The sequence below is a fragment of the Paenibacillus sp. JT22N1 genome, assembly GCF_059692155.1.
Genome location: NZ_JCAUAW010000016.1, coordinates 1 through 14,150, shown reverse-complemented (window position 1 = coordinate 14,150; position 14,150 = coordinate 1). Strand labels below are relative to the sequence as shown.

General features: G+C 49.8%; 12 protein-coding genes. 9 read left to right on the top strand and 3 right to left on the bottom strand.

The window, feature by feature from the left end; translation table 11 throughout:
• Positions 1-7: 7 nt before the first annotated feature.
• From AC58UU_RS27490 to AC58UU_RS27475, 4 genes are all read left to right on the top strand, one after another.
• Complete coding sequence (locus AC58UU_RS27490; RefSeq protein ID WP_497320401.1) at positions 8-1,744, top strand: hypothetical protein; 1,737 nt, start codon at positions 8-10, stop codon at positions 1,742-1,744.
• Positions 1,745-1,758: 14 nt separating this feature from the next.
• Positions 1,759-4,011, top strand: coding sequence for a glycoside hydrolase family 88/105 protein (locus AC58UU_RS27485; RefSeq protein ID WP_497320400.1), 2,253 nt, complete (start codon positions 1,759-1,761; stop codon positions 4,009-4,011).
• Complete coding sequence (locus AC58UU_RS27480; protein ID WP_497320399.1) at positions 4,008-4,760, top strand: MgtC/SapB family protein; 753 nt, start codon at positions 4,008-4,010, stop codon at positions 4,758-4,760. Before AC58UU_RS27485 ends, AC58UU_RS27480 begins: the two co-directional genes overlap by 4 nt.
• An 873-nt stretch (positions 4,761-5,633) precedes the next feature.
• Positions 5,634-5,780, top strand: coding sequence for a hypothetical protein (locus AC58UU_RS27475; protein WP_497320398.1), 147 nt, complete (start codon positions 5,634-5,636; stop codon positions 5,778-5,780).
• A 16-nt stretch (positions 5,781-5,796) separates the two neighbouring features.
• On the opposite strand, the gene xylA is transcribed toward AC58UU_RS27475, so the two are convergent.
• Positions 5,797-7,116: a xylose isomerase gene (gene xylA / locus AC58UU_RS27470; RefSeq protein ID WP_497320397.1), complete on the bottom strand. Its 1,320-nt coding sequence runs from the start codon at positions 7,114-7,116 to the stop codon at positions 5,797-5,799.
• A 172-nt stretch (positions 7,117-7,288) separates the two neighbouring features.
• On the opposite strand from xylA, the gene AC58UU_RS27465 reads away from it, so the two are divergent.
• The 3 genes from AC58UU_RS27465 to AC58UU_RS27455 all read left to right on the top strand — a co-directional run bounded on the left by AC58UU_RS27465 (position 7,289) and on the right by AC58UU_RS27455 (position 9,649).
• A complete protein-coding gene (locus tag AC58UU_RS27465; RefSeq protein WP_497320396.1) occupies positions 7,289-8,467 on the top strand; it encodes an ROK family protein in 1,179 nt (392 codons plus the stop codon).
• Between the two features lie 172 nt (positions 8,468-8,639).
• Complete coding sequence (locus tag AC58UU_RS27460) at positions 8,640-9,062, top strand: hypothetical protein (protein ID WP_497320395.1); 423 nt, start codon at positions 8,640-8,642, stop codon at positions 9,060-9,062.
• 83 nt (positions 9,063-9,145) lie between these two features.
• On the top strand, positions 9,146-9,649 hold the full coding sequence (locus tag AC58UU_RS27455; RefSeq protein WP_497320393.1) for a Crp/Fnr family transcriptional regulator: 504 nt from the start codon (positions 9,146-9,148) through the stop codon (positions 9,647-9,649).
• A 28-nt stretch (positions 9,650-9,677) separates the two neighbouring features.
• Here AC58UU_RS27455 and hmpA read toward each other — a convergent pair whose 3' ends face one another.
• Complete coding sequence (gene hmpA / locus AC58UU_RS27450; RefSeq protein WP_497320391.1) at positions 9,678-10,892, bottom strand: NO-inducible flavohemoprotein; 1,215 nt, start codon at positions 10,890-10,892, stop codon at positions 9,678-9,680.
• A 540-nt stretch (positions 10,893-11,432) separates the two neighbouring features.
• Positions 11,433-11,720, bottom strand: coding sequence for a hypothetical protein (locus tag AC58UU_RS27445; RefSeq protein WP_497320389.1), 288 nt, complete (start codon positions 11,718-11,720; stop codon positions 11,433-11,435).
• Positions 11,721-11,731: 11 nt separating this feature from the next.
• On the opposite strand from AC58UU_RS27445, the gene AC58UU_RS27440 reads away from it, so the two are divergent.
• Complete coding sequence (locus AC58UU_RS27440; RefSeq protein WP_497320387.1) at positions 11,732-13,000, top strand: hypothetical protein; 1,269 nt, start codon at positions 11,732-11,734, stop codon at positions 12,998-13,000.
• Positions 13,001-13,041: 41 nt separating this feature from the next.
• Positions 13,042-13,779 (top strand): metallophosphoesterase family protein, encoded by a 738-nt coding sequence (locus tag AC58UU_RS27435; protein ID WP_497320386.1) that lies wholly within the window; start codon positions 13,042-13,044, stop codon positions 13,777-13,779.
• Positions 13,780-14,150: the final 371 nt, after the last annotated feature.

Here is a 14,150-nt window from a genome sequence, read left to right as displayed (position 1 = left end):
GATCAGCATGGACGCTACTTATAAACAGTTGGTACACATTTATGACGAACATTCAGCAGCTACGCTGCAGCGGCAGGTGCTTGATTCTACATCCAAATATTACGGTGGTATCATCGATGAAACGGGCATTGCGCGTGCCAACCATCTCAGCACGCCGAGCGTTTTGGCCGTATGGGCTTCCGCATTAGTTAATCCAGATTCACGTTACTATCATGATGAGACACTCTTGGCCGCTTTCGACAAAGCAGCTGATTTTATTTTGAACCGCCAACATGCCGACGGTACGATATCGTTAGGTTCAACCAATTATAATTCCCCTCCAGATACAGCCTTTGTCGTAGGCGGAATTACACAAATTTATCAACTGCTTGAGACGCATGACTGGGCGGCTGTGAAGCCTGCATCCGCTAAACTGAGGCTTTTCCTAGAGCGTACAATCCCTGCTATGCTGACAGGCGGATGTCATACACCGAACCATCGCTGGGTTATTACAGCGGCACTTTCGCTGCTGTATGAGATTTTCCAAATGCCGGAGCTGGTAGCTAGAGCGGAAGAATGGTTGGCAGAAGGTATGGATATCACACAGGATGGCGAGTGGACGGAGCGCAGCAACGGCATCTATAACGCCGTCAGCGATATTGCCTTATACCATACGGGGCGTGTGCTTAACCGTCCAGAATTATTAGAATGTGTGCGCCGCAATCTGCGCATGATGGTGTATTTGATCCATCCATCCGGAGAGGTGGTAACCGATTATTCCGGACGCCAGGATTTCGGGCAGACGTTCGATATGGCGACTTATTTCCTGATTTATCGTCTAATGGCTGCACATGATAAAGATCCGTTGTTCGCTGCGATGTCAGACTACGCAGGCACCTTTATTAAGCGTCCTGAGGCGGTAAATAATAATGCGCTCTTGGGTTTATTGCTGTATCCCGAAGCAGATATTTCCGATTTGGAGCGTACTCCGCTTCCTGATCGTTATGTCCAAGTAATCAATGAGCACCATCCGATCAATGAGCATTTAACGCAGATCGATGGCGTGGGTCACCATATGAAAATTGAACACAGCAGCATGCACTTAGCCTTCGGCGCTCCGCTTGTGCGCATTCGAGAGCTTGATCAGAGCGTGACGATTATGCCGCAAACGCCGTCATTCTTCTCCCTTCGCCATGGAAAAGTTAGGCTGCTAGGCATTAAGTTGTCTACATCTTTCTCACCTGGGATTGTGAAGTTCGCACATCTAACTGCGGAGGAAGGCGTTTATAAGCTAGGAATCGTATTGGAAAAAGGATATAACGGACCGATTCCGCGACAATTTCTGCCGGAGTCTGCGGAGAGATCGACACTCAGTCCATGGTACTTGCTTCCGCATCAGCATCGGCCAATGACACATCTGCAAACCCTTGAGTTTCAAGCAGAAATTACACAAGGAGATGCGGAATGGAAGATTCGTATCCTTTCCGATGAGCGAGAAGATGTTTTCACGCAGTTATCCTTTATTTTTGGAGATGAGGGTACGGTTAGCGGCAGTGATCTCGCCCAAGCCGAGGCAGGGAAATATTTCTTGAAAAATGGATCTATGAAATATGCGGTGGATGAAGATGCGATTGAGATTTCAACAGGCGCCTACGAGCATTTGCTGCCTGTGCTTCGTGAAGACCAACATCCGACCGGCTGCAAATACGTCCATGTGAACCTGGTGACGCCGTTCGACCGAACATTTACGGTTCGCCTGCTGTAGAAAGGAAGGTCGAGATGACGACTTATTTTAATGAACAAGAAAGTATACAGTCTCGCTTAGGAGACGATGACAATCGAACATTGAAGGTACTTGCGGACCGCTATATAGGGGCCAATCCGCCTGTCCCATTTGCTTTCCGGGCTTTTTACCGATCTGGCGTTTTGCAAAACGAGGATGGAATGTTTGATTTAAATCTGGGACGTAGATTTCCCGAAGCAAGACCCGGCCAATTTTCGTATGCCTATGGTTTAGTATGGAGTGATGGTGAACGAAATCTGGATGTGTTGTTCCGCTGTTTGGGGCCGATTGAGTTCTATTTCAATGATGAGCGTGCCTATCGCTCCAACGTGATCGATGAAATTAAGCCAGATGCTAGCGTTAAGCTTAATCTGAACTTTGTGAAAGGCTGGAACCGACTCTTCATCAAAGCTAAGCATACGGCTGCGGGCTTCGGCTGCTTGTTCGGATCTGATGAAGCCAAGGTACGGATTCTGAATGTGCTTACTCCGTTTGCCGAAAGGCAAGGACAGGCGGGATGGGTGTACTCTGCACCAGTCGACACGGATCTATTCGAGGGCAGTCCGCTGCCAGATGGTTTGGCGTCAGAGAAAGAGTATGGGCTGCGCTGGTTGCCGACTTGTGAGTGGAGTGAGGGTGATCTTGCGAAGCCTGTTTGCGAGCGTTTATTCGGCTTACAGCCTGGTAAGCAAGCGTACGCGTGGACGAAGCTGAACAAAGTAAGCTCAGGTGAAGAACCCTGCCTGTTGAAGGGCCATACGGCAGGTCCGTTAACCGTTTGGCTGGATGGGAGGCAGGTATTGGAGCTAGAGAAAGAAGGCAGCTTTCAGGTGGAAGTGCCGCTTTCTTTTGGCAAACATGATCTGTTAATCCGCAGTATTTGTGGTAATAACGCTTGGGGTTACACACTACATGCCTATGTTAAGGGAGAGGTTGTCCCTTTAAGCGCTCCTCAGAAGGTTCACGGATCAGATGAGCCGTGGTTATATGTGGGGCCACTGGATTCCAGCATTGAGTTAGCGTATGAGGAATTAATAAGAACCGATCGCATTTATGCAAAAAGTTCAGAGTCAGACGCTGCAGGTGACAAGACGTACTGGCAGTTAGACCGTCCAGACGCCTGGATACGTCCTTATTATGAGAATGCCATGCTGAGCAATAAGTGGACCGTCGGCAACGTCACGAATTATGCCCGTTGGGATTATCCGCTTGGCGTTACCATTTATGGGCTGCTGCAAGCAGGTCGGTTGTTGGAGCGGTCTGATATTATCGGGTATGCCCTCGATCATGTTCAAAGCTGCACTGACATGTTCGAATACTCCTTATGGGATCGAGAGAAGTACGGGTTCCCGGCGATCAATCAACAGTTAGTCATGATGAAAATGCTGGATAACTGCGGTTCCTTTGGTTCCGCGATGTTAGAAGCTTATCAGGAAGACAAGGATCCGGGCTTCTTGCCGATAGCGCAGCGAATTGCCGACTTCATACTCGTGAGGTTGGAGCGTAAGGAAGATGGTGCCTTTTATCGGATATGTCAGGATGAATATTCGGAAAATACGATGTGGGCCGATGACCTCTACATGAGCACGCCGTTTCTCTGCCGCTATGCGGGGATAACCGGCAGCAGCGAGGCACTGGATGAAGCAGCGAAGCAATTTCTGTTATTCCGCAAGTATTTATACATGCCGGATCAGCGCATCATGTCGCATGTCTTTGATTTCAAATACGGCATGGCTACCGGCATTCCTTGGGGGCGTGGGAATGGTTGGACACTTTTCTCGCTGACAGAGGTGCTGGAGGTTCTGCCCGAAGAGCATGAAGCTCGCCCGGAGTTAGTGCATTTCTTTAACGAACTGTGCGCGGGATATGCCGATCTGCAAGCTGAAAGCGGGCTGTGGCATCAGGTGTTGAACGATCCCGACGCCTATCAGGAAGCTTCGTGTACCGCAATGTTCGCCTATGCGTTTGCGAGAGGCGTGCGATTCGGCTGGCTGGAGCAGCCTGATCGGTTCATCAACGCTTCGCTGAAAGCATGGGACGGTTTGACCCGTCTGGCCATCGACGCTCAGGGCAACGTGCATGGCGTTTGCAGCGGCTCGCGGTATGCTTTTACCGCTGATTATTATAAAAAAGACCTGCTCACCGTAACCAATGACAACCACGGGGTTGGCATTATGATGCTGGCTGGCACAGAAGTAGTGAAGCTGAAGCGATGGCTGTCGCAGCCGCTTGAAGTGATGCATAAATGACGACTGTAAGCAGTGTGTGGCAAATTAGTCATTTGGATTTGATCGTAAGAATGGTATTGGCGGTCGTTCTGGGTGGTTTGATTGGTCTTGAACGGGAATTGAACAATCATGCAGCGGGCTTTCGTACTCACATCTTAGTTTGTTTAGGCTCCGCCACCATCATGCTGCTGTCGGAGTACGGATTCTCTGATTTTGTAAATGAACCCAACGTCCGCATAGACCCGTCCCGCTTGGCTGCACAGGTTGTCAGCGGCATCGGCTTTCTTGGCGCAGGCGCGATATTGCGAAACGGCAGTGTTATTAAAGGGTTGACTACTGCTGCTTCCGTTTGGTTGGTAGCGGCTATCGGTTTGAGCGTAGGTGCGGGCTTTATTACCGGGGCGTTGGTATGCACCTTTTTAGTACTCATCAGTCTGTATCTCCTGAATAAGTGGGAGAAGCATTTCCTAAGGCATCGCCGAACTCACGAAATAGAGATCATGATCAATGAACATCCCGGCTTTCTCAGCTTGGTTACCTCCCGTTTTGGTGAACAGGGTATCCAAGTCACCAATCTAAAGATGATGCCAGGAAGTGAATCTTCCCTCGTATCAGGTAATACTGGAAATACCCCAATGATGCACTTGATCTTCAGCTTAAGATGTCCGAAGCACGAGAAGCTGCTTGCAGCATACGAACAAATTGCCGCTCTAGACATCGTCGTTAGGATGGAAGCTGCGAACTTTATTTTTCATAAAAAGGTGGCCTAAGAAAAGGTAGGCTTGTGCTTCTGGCTTTTTGGATCTCTGATCTCTTCGATCAGAGATCTTTTTCCTTTTTTCCGAGGGATAATCGGAAGCTAGCGATTACCAATGTTGTAAATTCTACAACAATTGACGCGCTCAAGGGCTATTTTGCGAGTTGAAGTTGATCACTAGATTTTAGCGGAACGTAGAAGCCTTATTTTGCTCAAAACCGCGTATTTCACGTTTTCGCGGAACGAGGAGCCTCTATTTCCCGCTTTCGAGGTGTAAAAACCGGTAAAACGCCAAAATAGCGCCCCCACGTTCCGCGTACCGGTCCGGCATCGGCATAATCACCGAAATAGCAGCTGCTCGTTCCCAATGATCCGCAGATTAGCAGCTTATATGTCCGAAATCACTCCACAGAGTTGGATTTGACCAGCTGTTTATCAGTATTTGAACAGATTCCTATTTTCTTTTTACCTGCCCTCGCACCAAACTTTTCTGCTATACACTCCGATAACGGAGCACGTCATATGGTTTACAACAGGTCAAATAATTAATGTTCACCCACCAGTGAACCTATTCTTGATTATTTACCTGCCCTCGCATTCAACTTTTATACAAAAATAAAAAACGTAAGAGAACATTATTTTCATTCTTGGGGGTGGCGTCATAGGCGTCATGATTGTTTTTACAACAGTCCCCGGCGTATTGGCCTATGGGATGTGCAGGATCGCATTTTGACGATGGGTCCTGATTTAAGACACCACCATGTAGAACTAGATTGGATGAATGAATCGACGGTCTCCGTTATTTAAGTATTGGGCGAATGGTAATTTCGAGGGAATTATGGTTGATAAGAAATTATTGGCCTGAGCGGGCATTTTGCATATTAAGATGAGAGTTCCTGATATCGTTGAGGAGGCAAGTTTCCGCGTTCCATATAACGTTAGCGATGGAAAACATCGTTACAGAGAGAAGCTGCGTTATCTGCACAAGCCGTCAGACACACCAAAAAGCCCGCTAAGCCAAGAAACGGCTTAACGGGCTTTTTCACGAATTAGGAGTTAATTAGGTACTGGTTAACCGTCGCCTTAATCAATTCCAAACGGCCGGATTGGTTCACGATGTTGTTGCTGTTCTCAAGCGCATAAGCTTCAAGCGTCTTGAAATCCGCTTTTCCGGACACAATATCGGCGCCGATGCCGGATTTGAAGGAAGCATAGCGCGTGTCAAGGATGTTATCGAATACGCGGTCTTCGATCAATTTGGCAGCGACTTCTAAGCCGCGAGCGAAGGAGTCCATACCTGCGATGTGGGAGTAGACGACATCGATAGGCTCGAAGGAAGTACGGCGAACCTTGGCGTCGAAGTTCACGCCGCCGCGGCCGATGCCGCCTTCGTTCAGGAGGATTTCGTACATCGCGAGTGTCGTCGAGTACAAGTCTGTCGGGAACTCGTCGGTATCCCAGCCGAGCAGCAGGTCGCCTTGGTTCGCATCGATGGAACCAAGAACACCGTTGATGCGCGCGACGCGAAGCTCGTGCTCAAAAGTATGACCAGCAAGCGTGGCATGGTTCGCTTCCAGGTTTAATTTGAAATACGGCAGCAAGTCGTATTTTTGCAAGAAAGATAGCGTCGTAGCCGCATCGAAGTCGTATTGGTGCTTGGACGGCTCTTTTGGCTTAGGCTCGATCAGGAATTGACCGTCGTAGCCGATTTCTTTGGCATAATCAACCGCCATGTGCAGGAAGCGAGCAAGGTTATCAAGCTCCAGGCCGAGGTCCGTGTTAAGCAGCGTCTCGTAGCCTTCGCGTCCGCCCCAGAAAACGTAGTTTTCCGAGCCAAGCTCTTTGGCATGATCCAAGGCTTTCTTCACTTGGGCAGCAGCGTAAGCAAATACGTCTGCATTATTCGTCGTAGCAGCACCGTGAACGAAGCGCGGGTTAGTGAACATATTAGCTGTATTCCAGAGCAGCTTTTTGCCGCTGGATGTCATTTTGTCTTTGATCAGGGCAACGATCTCGTCGAGGTTCTTGTTCGTTTCTTGCAGCGTGCTGCCCTCAGGCGCGATATCGCGGTCATGGAAAGCGAAGTAGTCGACGTTCAAAATGTTCAACAGCTCAAAGCAAGCGTCGACGCGAGCTTTGGCCAGCTCAAGGCCGGAGTATTGATCCCATGCGCGGATCGCTGTGCCACTACCAAAAGGATCGGAGCCATTAGCGGAAAAAGAGTGCCAGTAAGCGATTGCAAAACGCATGTGCTCGCGCATTGTTTTGCCTAAAATAACTTGATCAGGATTATAAAATTTAAAAGAAAGCGGGTTCGTCGATGTGCGGCCTTCGTACTTAATCGGTTGAATGTTGTCAAAGTAGCTCATGAATTCAGCCTCCATTAATTAAGGTATAAGTGCTTATGAAGTCATCATAGCACCAAATGAATAGTTTGTAAATTCATTAAACAAACTTAGTTAATGCGTGAAAATGTCTTTCATGTTAAAATCAGTTCATTAGAAAAGAGCGACAAGCAATTAGAGCAGTGTGGGGGCAAACATGAAGCAAACAGGCGATTTGAATCTCGTAAAAAAAATAAATAAATCCATCGTACTACACCATATTCGCACGAATTCACCAATATCCCGTGCACGGATTGCGGAAATTACGGGGCTTACAAAGGCGACGGTATCGAGTCTTGTTAACGAATTGATCGAGAGCAGCGTCGTCGAAGAGATTGGCGTAGGTGAATCAAGCGGCGGGCGTAAGCCGATGATGCTGCTTTTTAATGGGACGGCTGGTTATGCCATCGGGGTAGACCTAGGCGTTAATGATATTCTCGCGGTGCTGACGGATTTAAGCGGTAAGATCATCCGCGAAGTAAGAGTACAGCATGACAATGCTTCAGTCGAAAAGGTCGTCCAGCTGTTGAAAACGACCATCCGCGGGCTTATAGAAAGCGCGCCGGAGAGCGTCTACGGTATTATCGGTATCGGCATCGGTGTGCCGGGTATTTGTGATGAGAGCGGCAATCTGCTGTTCGCGCCGAATCTTGGCTGGGAGAACGTGCCTTTGCAGCAGCAAATTGAGGAGACGTTCAACATTCCGGTTGTTATTGATAATGAAGCGAATGCAGGAGCTGTGGGGGAGAAACAGTTCGGAGCCGGTAAAGACACGGCGAATCTGGTGTATGTGTCAATCGGCATCGGGATCGGAGCTGGGATCATCATTAAGGGCGAGCTGTACCGCGGGGCGACCGGCTTCTCTGGTGAGATCGGGCACATCTCGATCCAGCACGACGGGCCCAAGTGCAGCTGCGGCAGCTTGGGCTGTTGGGAGCTGTATGCGTCGGAGCACGCGCTCCTTACACAGGCGCGCCGTGAGCTTAACGATGACGCTGCGGATCTAGAGGTTTTGCTGAACAAAGCTGAAGCTGGAGATCTTAAGGTGATCGCACTTTTTGAGCGCCTCGGTTACTATCTTGGTGTGGGCGTAGTCAATATAATCAACGGGTACAATCCCGAATATATTATTCTCGGCGGCCGCTTAGCCAGCGCTGAGAGATGGCTGATGAAACCGCTGTTGGCTTTGCTCGAGAAGCGTTCCCTGCCGCATCCGCGCAAGCAGTTAAAAGTGGCGTTCAGCGAGCTGAGCGATCGGTCGACGGTGCTCGGGGCGGCATCTTTTGCGGTGGCCACATTTTTCGTGGAGACAACGGTTTCGGTTGATCGGAACTAAGAAAAGTGGGAATTCCCGCCATATGATTGACCGAAGGATGGTCACTTTTGTACAATGAGAAAAGTGCCAAAAATTCGAGAACAAAGGACGGGAACCAACGATGTTTCTACGTTCACTAGTGATGTGCTGCTACCTCATGGGAGCATATTGGGCTTCCTACCATTTCCCATCAATGAAGATGGTGTTTTATCCGACGCTTGGGGCATTCTGCTTTCTTTTTATGCACCGGGTAGACCAAATTAAGGACATTGGACGCATCACGATGGGTGCAATCATAGCCGTGACATTAGGCAGCACCATGTTTGCGATAAGCCATGGCGCCATATCATTTTTCATAACAGCAATAATTACCATCTCTCTCATCCAGTGGTTCAAATGGAACGCGGCGCCGATTTTGTCCGTTTCGTTCATTCCCTATTTTGCGCATTCAGTCTCATTCTGGGCACTGCCTGCAGCCGTCTTCGTTTCTCTTCTGGGGCTGGTGGGATCGATTTGGCTCATCGGCAAGTTGGAGCAGTTGAATTGGTTTGCCAGATTAACACTGGCACTTACGCCGCTTCGCACGAAGCTGGAACCTTTAAAAAAAGAGATGTAGCTGGTTAGCAGCTAGCAATCATAAACAAAAAAGCGATCAGCAGGTGAATGCTGTCGCTTTTTTTCATATGAAGGAGAATGGAAATGAAACTGCACAAAGGAGAAATCCTATTTCGCCAAGGAGACACGGGTCCACTGTACCAACTCCAAACCGGTCTTTTGAAAATAGTCCGTGCTCATGAGGACGGGAATACGACACTCGTGAATATAATTGTGCCAGGAGAGACGATTCCACATCATTCGCTCATTAGTCCAAGTCCTTACTACGGTACTGCGATAGCGCTTGTCACTTGTGATATTGAGGTGCTTCCTGCTGCGCAGTGGTACGAGGAGCTGGAACGCAGCCCGGAGCATTTCCGCACGATTGCGCGACAATTACAGGATAAACTGCGCATGATGCAGCAGCGAATTGATCAACTGACATCAGTGACTCCAGCGGCCAAGCTGATGAAGCTCGAAAGCTGGTTCCAACACTACTCGGGAGCCTCGAAGCTGACAGACGTGCTAACGCAGGAGGAAATCGGTCAGTTCATCGGGCTTCGCCGAGAGACCGTGAATCGTCTACTGAGGGAGAACGTAAAACCATAATACAGGCGAAATTAGACCGCCAATCCGTTTACAGAGTGCCCGCAGGACCAAAAAATTCATAGTGGCGATCCGAGTCGGGAACACCCCATTCACGGAGCGCTTGGTTCACTGCTTTCATAAACGGTACGGGGCCGCAGAAATAAAAGCTAGCATCCACAGTCGGTACAATGCTTTGAAGCCACGGCAAATCGATATATCCTTCTTTTTGAAAAGCTTGCTCAGCTGCATCGGCTTCCGTCGGTTTCTCATAGCACCAGGCAACAGTCACCTGCGGATGATGCACGGCGAGTTCTTCAACTTCCCTGCGCAGCGCGTGATGCTGACCGTTCTGAGCTGCATGGATAAAGGTAACCTGACGATTCGGCGACGTGGTTGTAAGGGTATGAAGCATGCTGACCATTGGTGTCAGCCCAACACCGCCGCTGATAAGTACGACAGGCCGAGTATCCTTTTGATCCAGTGTAAAATCGCCAGCAGGCGCGGACAACCACAGCACATCGCCTTCTTGCACCTGGTTGTGCAGATAGACCGAAGCTTTGCCTGCAGGAACAACAGGATTGTGATCCTCGCGCTTTACAGAGATCCGATAGTAAGGCTGACCGGGTGCATGCGAGAGGCTGTACTGCCGAATATGGGTATGTTCTTCCCCAGGAATCTGAATTCGGATACTCACATACTGCCCCGGTTCAAATGCTGCGAGTGCGCCTCCATCTTGGGGTGTCAGGTAGAAGGAAGTGATAACGTCGCTTTCTTTGTTTTTGCGTACGATTCTGAACGGTCTGAAATCCTTCCAACCACCGGGTTGTTGCTCAGACGTATCATACATCTCGGCTTCAATACTGATAAAAGCATCCGCTATGACCCCATAGGCTTCAGCCCAAGCTTGAAGAATTTCTTCGGTTGCTGCATCACCAAGCACTTCTTTGATGGCTGCAAGCAAATGTTGGCCGACAATCGGATAATGCTCCGCCTTGACGCCCAGGCTGCGATGCTTATGGGCAATTTGTTTCACAGCAGGCAAAATGGCCTCGAGTCGATCAATATGCAGGGCTGCCGCATACACGGCGTTGGCTAGAGCGGTTTGCTGCCGGCCTTGTTTTTGATTCGCATGATTGAATATATTCAGCAGCTCGGGGTGATCTGTGAACAACCTGTCATAGAAACGTTTAGTTATCGTTACACCGTGAACTTCCAGTACGGGGACTGTTGATTTAATAACTCGGATGGTTTGTTCGGTTAACATAAAGGATCGCCTCACTTCACATAGATTAACTTGATGCCTTAAGTATAGTGAACAAGACGATGGAGCCTGTGTGATTATAATCACAGTGAATAGCAACAATCTGTGACGTAGGCATGATGCTGAATCCGAGGTATACTGGATAAAATAAACAAATACAGGAGTACATATCGATGCCTGATTGGTCTTATCACGCGATATTTCGTCCGTTGCTATTTCGACTGCCGGGGCGCATAGCCCGGAACTCAACCCTTCATGCGATAGGCGGATTAAGCCGTGTCCCAGGCGGAACGTTCGTGATCAAAACAATGGGTCACATGGAGCTGTCGCCGATCCTCGAGGATGATCTGGCGGGGGTGCCGATTCAGTGTCCCATCGGCCTGAGCGGTACGCTTGATCCTCACGGGACCGCGCACAAAGCGCTGGCCCAGTTCGGGTTTGGCTTCATCGAGATCGGACCTGTGACGGTCCGAGCAGTACGTAACGACGCGCCGATTGAGCGGGACGTGGTGCATGAAGCCATCGTATACCCCGATGGCTATGTCAATGACGGCGCGGACGCCATCGCCGCGCGCCTGCGCAAGGGCACGGGGCATCGCCTGCCGCACTTCGTGCGGCTGCGGCCGATGCCGGGCAGTTCGCCGCGCGAGGCGCTTCTCGAGCAGCAGGAGCTGCTCGAGAAGCTGGCGCCGTACGCGGCGGGGTTCTACATCGATGGCCTCGCCGAAGGCTGGCCATCGGAAGAAGCCATAGCGTACCTCCGCGAGGTACGCCAGCTCGCATTAGAAGCGGCCCCGGGGAAGCCGCTGCTGCTCTATCTACCGCAGCCATATCCCATCGGGATGCTGCGTGAACTCACCGACACCGCCGAGAGCTTCAGCGGTGTCGTCGTCGGCGAAGCGCTGCGCGAGCCGAGCACACGCCGCGAACGCGTCGGCGGCGGTGCGGAGGCGCTCACCGCGCAGCTGAGCCAGGTCCGGCTGCTCCGCAAGTCGCTTGGCGAGCGGAGCACGATTGTTGCGGCTGGCGGCGTTCATCAGCCGCAGGATGCACTAGAGCTGTTGGCAGCCGGAGCGAATAGCGTCCAGCTGCACAGCGGGCTGGTGTACGCGGGGCCAGGGCTGCCCAAGCGAATCAATGAACCGATCATTCATGAGCGCATCAAGCAAACAGCTGAGCCCCAGCCGCCTTCGTTTTGGGCTAATTGGGGCTGGATGAGCCTGCTGGGTATCGGCATGATGATTGGTGGTGTACTCGCATGGCTTATTGCGGCCACAAGCGTCCTCTTGCCTTACGACGAAACTTTTCTTGGCGTGAGCCGAAGTGTCATAAATCGATTTAATGGGCATATTATACATTTCATGTCCCATGACCGCATTACTTTAGCCGGAACGATGATTTCGATCGGTATCTTTTATTATCAACTGGCTCGTCATGGCTTGCGTTGCGGGCTTCACTGGGCGCGAACTGCGGTAGTTACTTCGTGTGCGGTGGGGTTCAGCAGCTTTTTCCTTTATCTCGGCTATGGCTATTTTGATCCTCTTCATGCCGCAGCTGCGGCTGTGCTCCTTCCGATGCTGCTGTTGACCTTGCGCGGATTGAAAGATCATCCCTCCCGGAAAAAACCAGGCGCTTTGAATGATTCTGTTTGGCTCAGAGCGCAGTGGGGGCAATGCTGCTTCGTTGTGCTCGGATTTGGTTTAGCAATCGGAGGCTTGACGATATCTTTCGTCGGTATCACTACCGTGTTCGTACCGACAGATTTATCCTATCTCGGCCTGACAGTCCAGCAGCTTTCTGCTTGGAACGATCACATCATTCCGCTCATTGCTCATGACCGAGCAGGATTCGGTGGAGCGCTCTTTTCACTAGCGGTAGCGATTACAGCCTCCGCTTTATGGGGGGTTAATCAAGGCGAGAGCTGGTTGTGGTGGACGTTTCTCTGGGGCGGTCTTCCCGGATTTGCGGCCGGTCTTCTGGTGCATGTTCACATTGGCTATATGGACTTCATTCATTTGTTGCCTGTTTATATAGCTGTTCTGCTGTATGTGGTTGGATTGTATCTGATGTATCCGTTTTTGGTTGGCAGAGCGGGCGAGGAGAAGCATTAATTTCACGTAACGAAAATATTAACATAAAGGCAGGTGGGTCGATGGAGAAACTAGCCATTATTTCAGATATCCATGGTAATATGCCTGCATTCGAAGCGGTTATGAAGGATATTCAGCATCGACATGTTACGGAGATCATTTGTCTAGGAGATTTAGTAGGGAAGGGGCCACATTCGGATATCATTGTTGATCACGTGCGGGAAGTTTGCAACTCGGTCATTATGGGAAACTGGGATGATTTCATTGGTAATCCTACCGAAGATCCGGTTTTACTTTGGCAGCAGACTAGGCTTGGACGCGAACGGTTGACTTATCTGAAAGGACTGCCTTTTTGCTATGAGTTTTGGATGAGCGGGAAGTTCGTGAGGTTATTTCATGCTTCGCCAAGAAGCGTTTATGAACGTATTCAGCCATGGGACCAGATGGAAAGCCGTATGTCGATGTTTGAGTCCTCGGAAGTGTGCGGGGAGCCTTTGCAAGCTGACGTAGCAGGCTATGGTGATGTTCACAACGCCTATTTGCAGATTCTTAAGGGCAAAATGCTTTTCAATACAGGAAGCGTAGGGAATCCGCTGGATTTAACACAAGCTTCCTATGTCCTACTTGAGGGGAATTACCACAGCAAACAGCCTGCGGTGTTCAATTTACAACACGTGAGAGTGCCTTACGACATTGAACTCGCCGTACAGCACGCGAAGGATGAGCGGATGCCGGATTCAGAGGCCTATATCTTGGAATTGCGGACGGGTCAATATCGCGGGAAAAAGACGAAAGAGTAACAAAAAAGAGGCTGACTCAAAAGGTTAAAACCTAGCGAGCAGCCTCTTTTTTGTTTCAATACGGAGCGAAATCTAACAGGAATTCCTCCCGTTAATTTGGCGTTAATTGTTCTAAACGGTCATCTAACTGGAAAACCTCCCTCTAATTTTTGGGGGAATCGCTATTCAGCGAGAAACCCTCTGAAATAACGGGAGATTTTCCATGTAAACTAAACTTTTTTAGAAAAAAACCAAATTAACGTAGGTTTTCCCTGTATTACCGGCTAGGCCCCCTAATTCCGGAGTCTTCCCGTTAAAAAAACCAATTTTCGTAAGATTGCTTCTATTTGCAAACAATTACATCGCTTTATAGAATATCGATCGGTCCTCCA